This window comes from Chryseobacterium sp. HMWF035 (assembly GCF_003094695.1).
Taxonomy (GTDB): domain Bacteria; phylum Bacteroidota; class Bacteroidia; order Flavobacteriales; family Weeksellaceae; genus Chryseobacterium; species Chryseobacterium gambrini.
Genome location: NZ_QEHP01000044.1, coordinates 1 through 16,582, shown reverse-complemented (window position 1 = coordinate 16,582; position 16,582 = coordinate 1). Strand labels below are relative to the sequence as shown.

Here is a 16,582-nt window from a genome sequence, read left to right as displayed (position 1 = left end):
ATAAATTATCTCTGTAAAATATATGACTATCTTTAACTAAAATGTAATCTACTAAATCAAATAGAAATTTTTCATCACTCTTAATAATTTTAAAAATTTTTTGAATTAAATTATCTTGAAAAGATTTGCCATAAAAGTCGCTGAAATTTAAATCAAAATTTTTATCAAATAAAATCTTCAAAAATGTTAGAAAATTTTCTTTTTTCTTTATTCTCAATGTCATTTTTTCTAGAATCCAAGATGTCCCTCTTATAGAATTATCTTTTATCCTTTCAGAAGAGATTTCATAAAGTTTGAAAAGACAATTCTTCAATATTGGGAAATTTTCGTCAACATCTTCAAAATCAGACAACATCATTACTATTTGATGATTTACATCTGAATCAAAATCATTCTTAAAAAAATCTACAATATTTTCAAATAAATGTTTGTCTTTTTTATGATAGTCGCGATCTTTAAAACATCTTAAAGCATCATTTCTATATTCACGATTTTCAAAGATTAAATCAATAATTATTTTTTTTAGATCTCCCTCCTTTTCACTTTCGTCCACATAACTTAGTAAGTCAATAGCAGAATAAACAGCTCTAAAATGCTCTTTTTTAACAATTGTATCTAAAAGAAATTCAACATCTGCAAACTCTGCTAACTTATTCATTGGAAACCTACGATTTCTCCCTAACCAAAATGTCTTTTCAAGTGTTATATCAGTAAAATATTTTTCGAAAATTTCTTTTTGTGTATATGGATTAAGCCTATCTTTTTCGGTGAGAAATAATATTTCAGGTTCATTATTTAATAACCAATCTTTGATAGTTTCAAATTTTGGCTCATCTAAAATGTTAAGTAGAAAACTTATTGTATTAAATAAGGCTGGTTTAGTTTTATTAACCTTTTCAATTTTTATAAAATCAATAATTTTTTCCGAATTTAATTCAGCAATGTATTGTGCAGCGATAAATTCCTGATAGTTTTTATGTCTAAAAATAAAGCTCGTAGAGTCAGGAAGCTTTTCTAAGAAAGAAATTTTTTCAATAGAATATTTTTCTTTCTCACCTAACAGTAAGTATAAATCTTTTTCTTCGATTCCATTTTTCTGCATTAGCTCATTTGTAATAGCAATTTTTTGTAAAATTTTACTAATATGAGTTAAATCTATGAAATCACTTTTAATAAATTTCTCTTTATTTAAAAGTTGTAATTCTTGATTAATAGATAATTCAAATGCTTCAGCAATATTATTTGGAAATCTACTGTTTTCACAGTAAAACTTTCCGAATAAATTTAGATTAAATGGGTTTTCTAAAAAAACTCTATACCTATTTAAGTCGCTATAAGAAATATCAATATTGAAATTATTTTTTAAAATATTTACTATTTGTTTATCTCTTAAATTCTCCAAATAAAAATATTCAAAACCGTCAATCTTAACTAAATACTTTTCATATATATTTGTTCTACAACTAATAACTACTTTTATATTTTTATCATCATTTTTTTCTAAAAATAACTCCAATGCTGAAAGAAACTTTTGAATATCCGGAATCTCATCTAATCCATCAATAATAAAACAAATATTATCCAAGTCTTCCAAATATTTATATTTTATCAAATCTCCTACACTATCTCTTTCTCTAAAATTCTTTATGTTCAAAAAAAAAGGAACTAATCCTGTCACTATTTTCTCTTTCCATAAAATATTAAAAAGGTTTTCTAATTCTTTTGTTTTTCCTATTCCCGGATTTCCTAATAATACAATTTTTCCATTGCTAATAAGGACATCTTTTAATTTTACCCCCTGTTCTTTATCTTCTTTTAACCAGAAAATCCTGGATTCTGAATCATAATCTGTACCTGTTCTTATAAAGCGTTCCTCATGTTTATATTCTTCTATCTTCTTGCTTGTAGTGAATTTACTAATATCAAGACTATCCAATTCCTTCATCTTATGATAACAATTATTATACTTTCCATAAAAATAAAAAAAGGAATCTGCATTTGCAAATTCCTTTATATTATTAAGTTAATATTCTACTATTCCAATTCCCTCTTCAAAAACTTCCCCGTCAAACTCTTCTTCGACTTCACAATTTCCTCAGGCGTTCCCTGCGCAACAATCTGTCCGCCGTGTTTTCCGCCTTCCGGACCAACGTCAATGATATGATCGGCTAACTTGATCACATCCATGTTATGTTCGATGATGATGAAAGAATTTCCCAATTCCACCAACTGGTTAATCGCATCCATCAGAATTTTTACATCTTCAAAATGCAGTCCTGTTGTGGGTTCGTCGAGAATGTATAACGTGTTTCCGGTTTGTCTTTTTGCCAGTTCTGTTGCTAATTTAATACGCTGTGCTTCACCTCCCGAAAGTGTGGTCGACTGTTGCCCCAACGTAATATAACCTAAACCGACATCCTGCAGAGTTTTCACCTTCGCAAAAATCTTCGGAATCGGCTGGAAAAATTCCACTGCTTCATCAATCGTCATATCCAACACATCGGAAATCGATTTTCCTTTATAACGCACTTCAAGAGTTTCCCTGTTGAAACGTTTTCCGTTGCAGGTTTCACAGTGAACGTACACATCCGGCAAAAAGTTCATTTCAATTACTTTCAAACCGCCTCCCTGACAAGTTTCGCATCTTCCGCCTTTTACATTGAAAGAGAATCTTCCCGGTTTGTAACCACGGATTTTACTTTCCGGCAATTCCGCAAACAGATTTCGGATGTCGGTAAACATTCCGGTGTAGGTTGCAGGATTCGAGCGCGGCGTTCTTCCGATCGGAGTCTGGTCTACATCTACGATTTTATCGATGTGTTCAAGACCTTCAATTTTTTTGTACGGCAAAGGTTCCTGAACCGCCCTGTAAAAATGTTTGTTTAAAATCGGATACAATGTTCCGTTGATAAGCGACGATTTTCCGCTTCCTGAAATCCCCGAAACCACGACCAGTTTTCCCAGAGGAATATCCAGCGTTACATTTTTCAGGTTATTTCCGCTTGCTCCTTTTAAAACAATATTTTTTCCGTTTCCTTTACGTCTTTCCGCAGGAACTTCGATCTTTCTTTTTCCGTTAATATATTGTGCCGTAATCGTATTTGCTTTTACCAGATCTTTCGGTTTTCCCTGCCACAGAATTTCTCCGCCAAATTTTCCGGCTCTCGGACCGATATCCAAAACCTCATCGGCTTCCAGAATCATATCTTTATCATGCTCTACCACCAGAACAGAATTTCCGATATCACGAAGATTCTTTAAAGAATTAATCAATCTTTCATTGTCTCTCTGGTGCAACCCAATCGAAGGCTCGTCTAAAATATAGAGAACATTCACCAATTGAGAACCAATCTGCGTAGCCAGACGAATTCTCTGAGATTCTCCACCCGAAAGCGTTTTTGAACTTCTGCTCAGACTCAAATAATCCAAACCGACATCTAATAAGAATTGCAGCCTGGTTTCAATTTCCTTTAAAATTTCATGCGCAATGATGGCATTTTTCTCAGAAAATTTATCCTTAACATCAGAAAGCCAGTCCTTTAAATCAATTAAACTTAAAGCATTAACTTCCGCAATATTCTTTCCGTCGATTTTAAAGCTTAAACTGGAAGGCTGAAGACGGGTTCCCTTACATTCCGGACAGGTTTCTTCCGTAGTAAAATTTCTTTCCAGCAGAATCGCTTCGTAAGATTCCCTTTCTTCGATAATTTCTTCCATGAAAGGAATCAGACCATCAAAGCTGATCTTGATTTTCTTGGTAATTCCGGCGTATTTTAAATCTTTGTTAAATTCTTTATGACAGCCGTTATAAATATAGTCTAACGCTTCTTCCGGAATATCCTGAATCGGAGTTGCCATTCCCAATCCGAAAATTTCAAGAATATTTTTGATTTGAGAAAGTACCCATTTGTTAGACTTTAAGTCTTCCAAAGGCAATAAACCACCCTGATTGATGGATAACTTCGGATTTTCAACAAAATAATCCGTATTGATTTTCTTAATGGTTCCCAAACCTTTACAGCTCGGGCAGCTTCCTTTCGGAGAGTTGAAAGAAAACGTGTTCGGTTCCGGCAAAGCCAGTGAATGACCGGTTTCGGCATCCATTAAATTTTTAGAAAAATATTCAATATCCTTCGTTCCCAGTTTCTGAATTCCGATCAGTCCCTCTCCCATTTCCATCGTTGTGCGCAGAGATTTTTCCATTCTCGCTTCGGAAGCAGATTCCCCGATAATCCAGCGGTCGATGACGATGTCGATATCGTGGGTTTTATAGCGGTCGAGTTTTAAATCATATTCAATATCCTGCAGTTCACCGTCAATTCTTGCCTGTCCGTATCCTTTTTTTGCCATCTGCACAAAAAGTTCGTGATAATGTCCCTTTCTGGATCTTACCACAGGCGCCATCAGCATGATTTTTTCGCCTTTATAATTTTCTTTGATGGTTTCTAAGATTTGTTCTTCGGTATAACTTACCAGTTTTTTTCCTGTCGTTTGAGAATACGCATCGGAAACTCTGGCAAATAAAAGACGTAAGAAATCGTACAGTTCCGTCACGGTTCCTACGGTAGAACGCGGGTTTTTGTTGGTAGTTTTCTGTTCGATGGCAATTACAGGAGACAATCCTTCAATTTTATCGACATCGGGACGCTCCAGACCTCCCAAAAACTGTCTTGCGTACGCAGAAAACGTTTCGATATATCGGCGCTGTCCTTCCGCAAAAATCGTATCAAAAGCCAATGACGATTTTCCGCTTCCCGAAAGTCCCGTAATCACGACCAGCTCGTTGCGTGGAATTTTTACATTGATGTTTTTAAGATTATGTTCACGTGCGCCGTAAACTTCTATATATTCTGTTGATTTACTCATAATTTGGGGTGATCTTACCTGAAAATCACGATGTGCAAAATTACGGAAATTTTGGCAATTTTCAGTGTTAAAAAGTGTTAGTTTATCCTTACAAAAATGATGCGAAATTATTCGGAAGCCATTTGTTTCTTTAATGGTTTTAGAAAATTATTATAACAACTGTACCACAAAAAAAATTTGCTTTTCATGAATCTCTGATTACTTATTGTAATTTTCCACAGTGAAAGATCAGTCTTTTTAAAGCAAAACTTGTTTAAATTAATTTCAGAATTAACCGCAAAAGGGACAAAAGATCATGGTAAAGCAAATTTCTGTAATAATCAAAGCGCTCAAAAGAATAAAAATCAAGGATTTTTAAAAACTATGGTGAGCTTTTTCATTGATAATGATCAACTTTAAATAAAAAATTTAGTAGATCTTTTGCGGCTTTTGTGGTTAAATAAAAGTTTAAACAGACTTGCAGTTCTGCATTGGAAATTCAAGCAGATTCTTCAGAATTTTAATTACTTTTACACCGGACAAAGCATTATCATGAACCGACTGCGAGAACATATCGAAGCCATTACACCGCTTACAGACGAAGAGTTTGAATATGTTAAAACTTTTTTCACTTTAAGAAAAGTCCGTAAAAATCAGTTCCTGATCCACGACGGAGACGAAGTGAAATATGAATTCCTTGTTCTTGACGGAATCTATAAGGTGTTTTATATTGATGAAAATGGCAAAGAACATATTCTTCAGTTTGCCAAAAAAGACTGGTGGATGTCCGATTATATAGGATTTTTTAAACAGCAAAATTCCAAAATGTTTATCGAATGCCTGAAAGAAGGTGAAGTGGTAAGTCTTACCCTTGAAGGAAGAAATAAACTCGCAGCAGATCTTCATAAGATGGATCATTTTTTCAGAATTAAATTAACGAACGGTTATATTGCGCTTCAACAGAGAATTATGATGCTTTTGTCGGGAACACCGCAACAGCGTTATGAAGAATTTGTAAGATTGTATCCTGATCTGATTTCGGAAGTTCCTAAAAAATATGTCGCAGAATATCTCGGTGTAAGCAGGGAAACTTTAAGCAGACTGTATTCTAATACCAATAAATAGTTTTTAAATTTTTCACTCAGCAAAATCTTAATGAAATGCATTTCCAGCATTTTTGTTATCCTGAAAAGATCTTAGCAATACTGGGAATAAGGGACTCTTCGACAGGCTCAGAGTGACACTGCGAATACGAAACAAAAGATAAAACAATTAATAATTGTTGACAATTCTTTTCATTCAGTAAAATCTTTAACGAGTCATGTCATTCTGATTGAAGTTTTGCGAAGCATTATGAAAGGAAGAATCTTTTTGATAATCTCCCGCAGATTGGGCGGATTACGCGGATTTTTTAAATCTAAAATTGTTTATTTTTTCTTAAATGTATTTTCCAGCATCTTTGTCATCCTGAAAGGATCTTAACAATAAAGGTAATAAGAGACTCTTCGACAAGCTCAGAGTGACACTGCGAATACTAAACGAAAGATAAAACAATTAATAATTGTTAACAATTCTTTTCACTCAGCGAAATCTTTAGCTAGCCATGTCATTCTGATTGAAGTTTTGCGAAGCATTATGGAAGGAAGAATCTTTTTGATAGTCTCCCGCTGATTGTACAGATTACGCAGATTTTTTTTCAATGTAAAATTGTTTATCTTTTCTCAAATGCATTTGCAGCATTTTTGTCATCCTGAAAGGATCTTAACAATAAAGGTAATAAGAGACTCTTCGACAAGCTCAGAGTGACACCGCGAATACTAAACGAAAGATAAAACAATTAATAATTGTTAACAATTCTTTTCACTCAGCGAAATTTTTAACAAGTCATGTCATTCTGATTGAAATTTTGCGAAGCATTATGGAAGGAAGAATCTTTTTGATAGTCTCCCGCTGATTGTACAGATTACGCAGATTTTTTTTCAATGTAAAATTGTTTATCTTTTCTCAAATGCATTTGCAGCATTTTTGTCATCCTGTAAAGGATCTTAACAATACTGGGAATAAGAGACTCTTCGACAGGCTCAGAGTGACACTGCGAATATGAAACGAAAAACAAATGAAGGATCTTTTTAAACACTAATACCACTAATTTTTTTGCACAAAGAGCACAAATAAATTAAATACTATATTAAAGACAGACTTCATGCATATTGTTCTAGATATTGAAAAGAATAACTTCCGCCATAGTCCCGATTGAAGAGAAAATCCCGCAATGGAGCGGCGGAGCGAAGCGGAGCCGCGCAATGAGGAATTGTAACGGAAAGCGGGAAAAAGCTCCCAATAAAATCATAAACCAATAGAATAAAATGCAGAAGTGTGATTTGGATCACACTTTTTTTGTGACTTCAGTCCTTCGAAGGAAGCATTGGATCGGCATACATTTGCTGTAGAAATTCAGGTAATTTCAAAAAGATCAAACAAAATATTTTTAATAAACAAAATTGAATGTCATGAATCCAAAAGTATTAATCGTTGTATCCAACGCGAATTCTATCGGTCCGAACAATAAAAGAACAGGAACTTTCCTGCCTGAAGTGGCGCATCCTTATGCAGAGTTTGAAAACGCAGGTTACCAGATCGATTTTGCCAGTTTAACCGGTGAGTCTCCGTTTCTGGATGCTTTAAATTTAGCCAATGATCCGGAGAACCTAAAATTTTTAACCGGAAAAGGTTGGGAAGATATGCACCGTGCAAAAAAACTTTCTGAGGTGGATACTTCTAATTACGATGCCGTTTTTGTTCCGGGAGGTCTGGCTCCGATGGTGGATATGGCGGAAGCTCCGGAACTTAAAAAAGTACTTGCCGATTTTTATGAAAGCAACCGTGTTGTGGGAGCGGTTTGTCATGGTCCCGTTTCGCTTCTGAATGTAAAATTGAGCGACGGAAGTTATCTGGTAAATGGTAAGAATATTGCTGCATTTACCACTGCGGAAGAAGACAGCTATGCAAAAGCGGATGTTCCTTTTGATCTTCAGACTGCTTTAACGGAGCAGGGTGCGATTTTCCATGCAGCAGAACCATGGTCTACAAACAGCATTGCCGACGGAAATATCGTGACCGGACAAAATCCGGCTTCTGCAAAAGGTGTAGGAGAAAAAATAGTCGCTCTTTTGGAAGCGAAAAAAGCTTAAGCAATCTGTTGTGCATTTGGGAATGCTTTTGCTTATCTTTATTCGAGATCTTTTTATTGTAAGAGTTAGGCTCTGTTTAAATCTATAATTTATTTTTACCATTAAGGAATTAAGCTTATTAACTTAAAAAACTTAATAGTTATAAATATTGCAAAGGCGCAAAGATCTTATCTGCGATAAAATTAAGCATCAATCCTTATTGAAAATCTTTGATTTTCCTGCGCCTTAAAGATTTGAGATTCATTAAAATCCTGCGTCTTCCAACAAGAATATCTTTATTAAAAAATTTAAACTAATTTCAGAATTATCCACAAAAGGCTCAAAAGATAATCATAAAGCTAATTTTCAGAATAATTAAAGCGCTCAAAAGAATAAAAATCAAAGATTTTTAAAAACTATGGTGAACTTTTTCATTGATAATGATCAACTTTAAATAATAGTTTAGTTCATCTTTTGTAGCTTTTGCGGTTAAATAAAAGTGTAAACAGACTTAATATTTAGACTGGCTCTTAACATAATTTCGCGATAATTGAATCGCAAAGAAAGACAAAAAATAATTGTAACAATTTGAAAATAAGATTAACAACGGCGTTCCACTTATTTTAGAAATACAGGGATTCAAAATGCACAACGTGTTTAAATAATTAAAAAAATATAAGAAAATGGATCAAAAAGCGGTATATGTGTGTGCCAAATGGCAGGTAAAAGAAGGAAAACTGGGTGTCGTTTTGGATTTGCTGAAACAGGCAGCGGAAAAAAGTTCACAGGAAGAAGGAAATCTTTTCTATAAAGTACATCAAAGCAAATCTGACGATCATACCTTGGTATTGTTTGAAGGGTATAAAAATGCCGATGCAGTGGAATTCCATAAAAATTCTGAGCATTACCAGAAAGTTGTGGCTGAACAGATTGTTCCTTTATTGGAAAACAGAGAAGTGATTCTTATGGATCAGTTATTTTAAATAGTAGTTTTTTTTAATGAATTTCGGGCAAACCTTTGGTTTGCCCGAAACTTTTATTATTTAGCTGGAGATCCTTCGACAAGCTCAGGATGACAGGATTCTAATACTAACTGCTTTTATATTCCTTCAAATAAATATGCTGAAGATTTCGCTAAGTCATCCTAAGATCGTCTGAGAATTCATCCATTTTTATTGAGAATATCCTAAACAATCACTAAAAATCCGAATCTTCATTCGTTACTTTTACCAGATATTCAATTCCGTCGATGGCTTTGGAAATAATCTGGTTTCTTAAAACATTCGCCATATTCTCCCAATAAGCTCTTCCGTAGAAAGAATAATTCTGCGGAATGATTTCTACCTCAACCGTTCGGATGAAACCTTCTTTCGGTTTATTGCTGATCATCGTTCCGCGGGTTACTTTTACCTCTTTCAGTTCGTCTTTCAGAACCATTCGGCAATAGTTTTTAACGTCTTCCAGAGAAATGATCTTATCTCTTGTGGTTAAAGCATATTTATAAGCCTGAATACTGTCGGTTCCCTTCTGCTCTTCCGCTCCTCCTATCGTTTCTGTTAAAAGAACCAGCGTCTGTGATTTCAACTGATTGGAAAGTTCCGTTCCGGGGCGCATATGATTGGCTAATGTAGAATGCGTGATCCAGAATGAAGCGTAGGTGTGGTCTGTTTTATCAACAGGTTCCATAATCACATAGTTCAGCTCCTGTTTAATGCTCCGCTTGGCATTGTTTACTTTCTGAACCATGGATTTCATTTTGTCTGACATTTCGCTAAGAACACCTTTCACGTTATCCCGGTTCAGTAAAGAGAAAGCTGCAATTTCGTCCCGCGTGAGTTCCAGAACATTGGCAATCATATCAACGGCATTTCTGTTCGTAAAACGCTCCATTCCGCCTTTTCTTACCGTGTATAATCCTTTTCGGAGATCATCATTCGGGGTAAAAGGAATTTCGGTGTATTTTCTTCCGTCACCGTCCTGAACCTCATCTACATACAGAAAATGTTCGCCTTCATCTGTTACGAGAGGAATATTGTTTCCCATAATGTCTAAGCTGTATTCCGTTTTTTTCCAGCCGCGGTTATAGATTGGGAAAGCATTCAAAACAAAAGAAAAATTATCCAGAATTTCAGCAGAAAATTGCGGCGGAAATTCGAAAGTAAGCCACAGATAACGTTTTCCGTCGATGTATTTTGTAATTTCTTCTTTATAATCTACATAGCTGAGATTTTCGGGAAGCTGTCCCGGTTCTGAAAATAATGAGGTTGAAAGTCCGGAAATCTCAATGAATTTATGATGATACACACTTTTAATGTCTTCAATAATTTTATTCTGAATAGACTGTTCGCGGAACATCTGCTCATATCCTTCTGCCTGATTGTTTTTATAATAAGTTAAACCTTCTTTTACAAATAACGGATTTCCGTTGGAAGAAACCGTAATGTAGGGCAATAGTTTATAGGTAAAATCAAGATGTTCGAAAGCAGGATTTGAGCAGTAAATGCTTACATCTTTAGGAAAAGTTTCGTTTGAATATTTTGATACGTCAATTCCTATGGTGACTTTACGGTAATTTTCCGGTCTTCCCTGAAATCTTGCAATGGGAATTTTATTCAGCCTGTCATCGATTCCGTAGCAGGTATTTCCTACAAACATGATGGCGGTCTGTATTTTGTTGATTCTTATATTTCCGATTGGCGTAAAAGGAATATTAATCTGCTTATCCGATTCTGATTTTATGGTGGAAGTCATCTGTTTTTTAAAGAAAAACTCGGTATGCTCCAATAAAATTTCAGACGGTTCATAAGGTTGCGTAAACGCAATCGCATGAGACGGAATCGGATGTGTATAAATGGAAGGTGTTAATAATTTTGCCAGTTTTTCTAAAATTCTGGCGTTAACGGTCTGTATTTCGTTGTTCGCTTTGAATACTTCCGTGCTGAATGCGTCAATTAATAATTTAACGAACGGATCAAGAGACTGCGGACTTTTCAATCCCCATACTTTTGTGGCATTCTGAAGCATCCTCGCTTTTACGGATTCTTTGGAATAAATATTCTGTTCTAAATTCATAGGATTTGGTGGTGGTTATAGAATTTAATCAATCGACATCGGACTCAGGAAAAGTTCTGTAGAAAAGCTGAAACGTTCTCCGGAATGCTCCATTTTGGCATTGATGGCGATTTTTACCTTTTTTTTGATTTCGGTATGTTCTTTTGTGTCGTAGCTGTGTTCTACAATCTGGATGTGTGCATCGATTTGCGGCTGAACAATTCTGGGTTCATATTCCTGAATCTGCCTTTTGAGGCTTTTAATGAAAACGGCTTCCCAGACTGCACTTGTAATGCCGTTATCAAATTCAAGGTTCCAGACGTCGTTTCCGTAATTTTCATCGTATCTGTTTTCGCCTTTTTTGGTGGTGATGAGCAGCATAATATTGTGCGCTATGCTTTCTCCCATGTCGCAGGTTTCTATGCTTCCTCCTTCCGTCATTAAAGTCGACGGAACAAAAGGCATTCTGTAATTTGGTGTGTCCATGATTTCTCCTTCTTAATTTTTTACTTCATAGAACTTAATTCTTCGAAAGATACTACCAAATTAATCATTTTTAAGGAAAAAAAGGAGATTATAGTATTGATTGTTGTTTAAATTTTTCTTTTTTAATGCAGCATTTACTTGAAATTACATGAATTAATAAAAGTTTATTGTGAATAATCCTAAAACTCTAAAAAGTTTAAACAGATTTTTGATTTTAAAACCAACTCCGTCAAAAATTTCGTTGAAATTTTTGACACCCCTCCGAAGAGGGGAATTTTTAGAACCTTAGAATTTAAGGATCAGTTGTCTACAATATTCATGTACGATGGTTTCAAATAAATTGTAAGATACTTCCGGAGAACTCCGGAGGTTTAAAACAGGCTTGTTTGTAACCAACGGAGAAGTTCTTTTGTTTCCTGCAAACTGCGGGAGACTTCCGGAGAACTCCGGAGATTTAAAACAGGGTTGTTTGTAATTAACGGAGAAGTTCTGTGGTTTCCTGCAAACTGCGGGAGACTTCCGGAGAACTCCGGAGGTTTAAAACAGGGTTGTTTGTAATCAACGGAGAAGTTCTGTGATTTTGAATGTTTTTAAATGATTTGGTTTTCTAAACCACCCCGTCAAAAATTTTATTAAAATTTTTGCCACCCCTCCAGAGGAGGGGAATCTTTCGGGACTTCTGATTTATTTTCCTGTTTTTGATGGATTTAGCGGACAAAAATTGAAATTATACAGAAAAATCCTAGCCCAGATTGCAATGAAAATCCTTTTTGAAAAAAAGATTGTAATGGAAAGCTGGAAAAAGCTCCAAAAAAAAGCTGCCCGACTTTGAGAACAGCTTTATATGATTATTTCATTTTGGCAAGGCGGATATACTTTATATCACATTCTTTAAAGTGCCAGTACGGATTCATTGCATTGCCCTAATTTTGAATATAAATGGTGTCGCGATCATACATAGAACTGATATGTCCATAATCAAGGTAAGTCACCGTATCTTCTTTATATACCTTAATCTTTCCCTTTAATCGGATCTTATTGTTGATTCTTAATTCATAGTTTTTTTGAGGATTTATACTGATCTCCATTTTACACTTCTTTTCTACCGCAAAATAATTTCCGCTAATTTTCTGAGAAAATAAATTCAGTGACAGAAAGAAAAATCCTATAGATAAATATTTCAAGATTTTATTTTTCAGTTTTTTTATTCATATTAATGAGATAATACACGGGAAGTCCGAGTAAAACCATGAGAAAACCGGGCCATGTATATTGCTGCTTGTAGATGAGCAATAAGATGCAGAAACCTGTTCCGATCAATAAATAAATAATCGGAGTCACCGGATACAGCCATGTTTTGTAAGGTCTTTCCAGATCCGGCTGTTTTATTCTCAGGTAAATAACGCCGAAAACGGTAATCATGTAAAATAAAACAATAACGAAAGAGATCATATCCAGCAAATTGCCATACTGTCCGCTTAGACATAAAATGGAAGCCCAGATTCCCTGCATCCAAAGCGCATTTGCGGGCACATTGTTTTTGTTGTTCTGCTCTGCCTGTCTGAAAAACATTCCGTCTTTTGCCATCGTCTGAAACACCCTTGCTCCGGCTAAGATCAGTCCGTTATTGCATCCGAAAGTTGAGATCATCACCAAAACCGCAATAATTGCCGTTCCTGCATTTCCGAAAATAAATTTTGAAGCAGCCACCGCTACCCTGTCGTTTTCCGCAAAAGCAATAGAATCTCTGTCTAAAGCATTCAGGTAAACGTAATTGACGGCGATGTACAAAATCATAACGGCAGATGTTCCGTAGATCATGGATTTTACCACATTTTTCTTTGGATTTTCAATTTCTCCTGATACAAACGTTACACTTTCCCACGCTACCGAACTGAAAACGGAGCCTACCATTGCTGCGGCAATTCCGCCCAGTAAAGTCATTCCGCCAATGGGTTCCCAACCTTCTTTCAGAAAATTACCTGAAATGTCTTTTTTAAGGTTGCTGAAAGCATCATATCCAAAGCTAAAGTTATCCGCTAAATGCGAAATATCTACCAGAATAAATCCTGTGGCAATAAGTCCCAGTAACGCTATGATTTTGGAGCCTGTAAAGATATTTTGTAATAATTTTCCGCTTTCAACCCCTCTTGTATTGAGCTGGGTTAATAAAAGGATGGTTGCTATTGCTAAAATCTGTATCCATGTAATTTTAAATTCGCCACTCTGGAAAATCGGAGCTGCATCATTTAAAGCGGGAACGAGATAAGCCGTAAATTTCCCGAAAGCCATGGCAACGGCAGCAATTGTTCCTGTCTGAATGACCGTAAACAATCCCCAACCGTACAAAAAGCCCATTTTTCTCCCGAAAATTTCTTTAAGATAGGTGTATTGTCCTCCTGCTTTTGGAAACATCGCCGAAAGTTCTCCGTAACTGATGGCTGCTGCAACGGTCATAACTCCAGTAATAATCCAAACCACGATTACCCAGAATCCTGAGCCAAGATTCCGCATCATATCTGCGGCAACAATAAAAATTCCGCTTCCGATCATGGATCCCATTACCAGCATAATGGCATCCCAAAGTTTTAGTTTTTTCTGCATAATTGATTGTAGGTTTCAAATATAAATAATTATAGGATTATTTTCTGTTTTATTTAATATTCGCCGGATTTTTCTATAAATTGATATTTAACGCAATGACCGCAAGGTTTTTATTAAAAACAACAATGATTATTTTCCGTTCGCAAAGATACTTCGGCAGGCTCAGCATAAATTATTCACTTAGCAAATGATAGCAGAATTTTATTTTGAAAACAATTTTTAGACGCCTTAATTTCAATATATTATCACATAAAAAAATTAAATAATCAATTATATATTTTTATCATTCGCTAAGTGAAACGTCCTTGCGAACGAAATTTCTTCAAAATTGATCCAAAATCTTTGCGAACCCCGCGTTAAAAATAAATAACAAAGCTGGTCTTAAGAAAATGCATTCAAATTCCGAAAGATTGAACCTGTTTTTTATCAAATTTTTAATGTTTGCCGTTCAGAATTTTATTATTACTTTTGAAAAAAATAATTCAAATGAAATTCAAAGCGATATTATTTGCTGTAGCCATAAGTGCTTCGTCTTTAGCTTTTGCACAGGAAACAAAAAAATTCGGACCTCCTGCAGGAAATGCTCTTGTAGGTGATGTTTACGGTGGTGGAGTTGCTTCAAATGTAGAATCTAAAGCAATTTCTGTAGATAAGCTGAGCAAAAAGCTTAAAAAAGATAAAAAAGTAGAAAACGTTGCCGTAAAAGGAAAAGTAACAGACGTTTGCGATAAAAAAGGATGTTGGTTAACGATCCAGACAGAAGATAACTCTCAGTTTTTTGTAAAAATGAAGGATTATGCATTCTTTGTTCCTACTGCTTTAAAAGGTAAAACTGTTGTTCTGGACGGAACTGCAGAAAGAAAAATAACTTCTGTAGACGAGCAGAAACATTATGCGGAAGATGCTAAAAAGCCTCAGTCTGAAATCGATGCGATTAAAACTCCGAAAGAGGAAATCAGATTTGTAGCCAACGGAATTAAAGTGGTAAACTAATTTCTGTTTTAATGAAATAAAGGATCTGTAATTGTACAGACTTCCTTTCTGAATGAACAGTCTATTTATATAAAATAAAAGCGGAATCATTACGGTTCCGCTTTTTTTATTTTCAGTCTTCTATTGTAAAATTCACTTCTGCATCCAGCTTTGGATATTTTGTTTCTGAGACAAATTTCTTCCCGGTACAGTCGATTTCTAGCCAGCCTTTTTTCTTCTTGACATCTCCTACTTCCATGACAAAAGGAATGAATGAGATTTCATCTTTTCCTTCTTCTTTGATCTCACGGTACTGAACCGCTACGTCTAAAATACATTCATGATCTGTATTCAGTTTTACATTTCTGTAAATAATATCATAGTGTGTTTCTCTGTTCTCCGGAATTTCGAGATAGGTTTCCCAACCTGTGGTTTCGGAATTTAATTCTGAAATGGCTTTTAATGCATAATATAAAGCAACCGTGTAATATTTTCGGGTTCCCTTTCTGGTGTAGTCGTCTACAAAATGTCCGCCTTCAAATAAAATCGTAGGCATTCCTGCTTTTATAAAATTATCGCCTGTGGAAGTCGGATAAAATTCATCAGAATATCTTCCGATCTGATTCGGGATTAATTCTTTCAGATGCTGATAAACTTCTGCAATTACCGCCATGCATTTTTTCCGGTTTTCGGTTACGGTTCTTTCTACATTTTCTGAGGGAGCCAAAAAAGACAACGTTGCCGGATGAATTCCGTTTGTTGTAAAAATTGTTCTCTGCTCATGAAGATTCAGCGCATAATCATATTTTTTTGAAGCCACCGTATTTTTTAGAAATTTAATTTCTTTACTCGCTTCATTATGGAAGTCCCTGTTCAGATCGATATCGGCTGCATTTAATCTTGTCCATTTTTGGGATCCGTCGGGATTTAGCATAAAAATAAAATCAAGCTGAATTTTGCTGAACAATTCTTGTTTTAATTCCTGAGCTTTATCTAAAGAAACAAGCAAATCGAGCATCGCGTGTGTTGCGTTTGATTCGTTGCCATGCATCTGCGACCAGGCGAGTATATGAATATTTCCTGTTCCGACTGTTAACTTATAAATCGGTTTTTCTAAATAAGACTTTCCGATCTGTTTTATATGATCACTGAGATTGGTCTGTAGGTAAGAAAATAATTTTTCAGGAGAAATATAGCGATTTGGGAAATTTGGATTTTGTAAATAGATCTGTTCGAAGTTCATATAAATAGTTTACAATAGTCAAATTTAAGGCTTTTTTATGGAAAAATTAAATTTTACATTTGTGAAATGATTAAACAATTGGCTATGACAAAATGTCTGTTGATAAAATTGTGGATTGATAATAATTTAATTATTATATTTTAAATATCTCAATTTCAGTAATTTATAAAGTTTAATTAAATAAGTATTTGAATGTTACTTTAAGTAGTAA

11 protein-coding genes are annotated in these 16,582 nt (G+C 34.9%); 4 read left to right on the top strand and 7 right to left on the bottom strand.

What is annotated here, in order from left to right:
* Window positions 1-1,945: NACHT domain-containing protein (locus tag DD829_RS07195; RefSeq protein WP_116547647.1), on the bottom strand; the 1,945-nt coding region annotated here is incomplete at its 3' end.
* 89 nt (window positions 1,946-2,034) lie between these two features.
* Entirely contained in the window at window positions 2,035-4,866 is a 2,832-nt protein-coding gene (gene uvrA, locus DD829_RS07190) for an excinuclease ABC subunit UvrA (protein ID WP_116547646.1), read from the bottom strand.
* Between the two features lie 531 nt (window positions 4,867-5,397).
* Here uvrA and DD829_RS07185 point away from each other — a divergent pair.
* The 3 genes from DD829_RS07185 (at window position 5,398) to DD829_RS07175 (ending at window position 8,998) form a co-directional block, all read left to right on the top strand.
* Entirely contained in the window at window positions 5,398-5,970 is a 573-nt protein-coding gene (locus tag DD829_RS07185) for a Crp/Fnr family transcriptional regulator (RefSeq protein WP_108409908.1), read from the top strand.
* A 1,385-nt stretch (window positions 5,971-7,355) separates the two neighbouring features.
* Window positions 7,356-8,036: a type 1 glutamine amidotransferase domain-containing protein gene (locus tag DD829_RS07180; RefSeq protein WP_108411369.1), complete on the top strand. Its 681-nt coding sequence runs from the start codon at window positions 7,356-7,358 to the stop codon at window positions 8,034-8,036.
* Between the two features lie 662 nt (window positions 8,037-8,698).
* Window positions 8,699-8,998, top strand: a complete 300-nt coding sequence (locus DD829_RS07175) for a putative quinol monooxygenase (RefSeq protein ID WP_108410366.1) — start codon at window positions 8,699-8,701, stop codon at window positions 8,996-8,998.
* 214 nt (window positions 8,999-9,212) lie between these two features.
* On the opposite strand, the gene DD829_RS07170 is transcribed toward DD829_RS07175, so the two are convergent.
* The 4 genes from DD829_RS07170 to DD829_RS07160 form a co-directional block, all read right to left on the bottom strand.
* A complete protein-coding gene (locus tag DD829_RS07170) occupies window positions 9,213-11,087 on the bottom strand; it encodes a type VI secretion system baseplate subunit TssF (protein WP_108410367.1) in 1,875 nt (624 codons plus the stop codon).
* A 24-nt stretch (window positions 11,088-11,111) separates the two neighbouring features.
* Window positions 11,112-11,552 carry a GPW/gp25 family protein gene (locus tag DD829_RS07165; protein WP_076390131.1) on the bottom strand — a complete coding sequence of 147 codons (441 nt, stop codon included), beginning with the start codon at window positions 11,550-11,552 and terminating at the stop codon, window positions 11,112-11,114.
* A gap of 923 nt (window positions 11,553-12,475) precedes the next feature.
* A complete protein-coding gene (locus DD829_RS23345) occupies window positions 12,476-12,736 on the bottom strand; it encodes a hypothetical protein (protein WP_123906825.1) in 261 nt (86 codons plus the stop codon).
* 4 nt (window positions 12,737-12,740) lie between these two features.
* A complete protein-coding gene (locus tag DD829_RS07160) occupies window positions 12,741-14,156 on the bottom strand; it encodes an APC family permease (protein WP_108411099.1) in 1,416 nt (471 codons plus the stop codon).
* Between the two features lie 486 nt (window positions 14,157-14,642).
* On the opposite strand from DD829_RS07160, the gene DD829_RS07155 reads away from it, so the two are divergent.
* Complete coding sequence (locus DD829_RS07155; RefSeq protein ID WP_116547645.1) at window positions 14,643-15,149, top strand: DUF4920 domain-containing protein; 507 nt, start codon at window positions 14,643-14,645, stop codon at window positions 15,147-15,149.
* 112 nt (window positions 15,150-15,261) lie between these two features.
* Here the strand turns inward: DD829_RS07155 and DD829_RS07150 are convergent, their stop codons facing one another.
* Window positions 15,262-16,371 (bottom strand): M14 family zinc carboxypeptidase, encoded by a 1,110-nt coding sequence (locus DD829_RS07150; RefSeq protein ID WP_116547644.1) that lies wholly within the window; start codon window positions 16,369-16,371, stop codon window positions 15,262-15,264.
* Window positions 16,372-16,582 lie beyond the last annotated feature (211 nt).

What these genes read in the sequence shown, in the direction of transcription:
- uvrA (WP_116547646.1), bottom strand. Translation starts at nt 4,866, where the DNA reads ATGAGTAAATCAACAGAATATATAGAAGTTTACGGCGCACGTGAACAT.
- DD829_RS07185 (WP_108409908.1), top strand. Translation starts at nt 5,398, where the DNA reads ATGAACCGACTGCGAGAACATATCGAAGCCATTACACCGCTTACAGAC.
- DD829_RS07180 (WP_108411369.1), top strand. Translation starts at nt 7,356, where the DNA reads ATGAATCCAAAAGTATTAATCGTTGTATCCAACGCGAATTCTATCGGT.
- DD829_RS07175 (WP_108410366.1), top strand. Translation starts at nt 8,699, where the DNA reads ATGGATCAAAAAGCGGTATATGTGTGTGCCAAATGGCAGGTAAAAGAA.
- DD829_RS07170 (WP_108410367.1), bottom strand. Translation starts at nt 11,087, where the DNA reads ATGAATTTAGAACAGAATATTTATTCCAAAGAATCCGTAAAAGCGAGG.
- DD829_RS07165 (WP_076390131.1), bottom strand. Translation starts at nt 11,552, where the DNA reads ATGGACACACCAAATTACAGAATGCCTTTTGTTCCGTCGACTTTAATG.
- DD829_RS07160 (WP_108411099.1), bottom strand. Translation starts at nt 14,156, where the DNA reads ATGCAGAAAAAACTAAAACTTTGGGATGCCATTATGCTGGTAATGGGA.
- DD829_RS07155 (WP_116547645.1), top strand. Translation starts at nt 14,643, where the DNA reads ATGAAATTCAAAGCGATATTATTTGCTGTAGCCATAAGTGCTTCGTCT.
- DD829_RS07150 (WP_116547644.1), bottom strand. Translation starts at nt 16,371, where the DNA reads ATGAACTTCGAACAGATCTATTTACAAAATCCAAATTTCCCAAATCGC.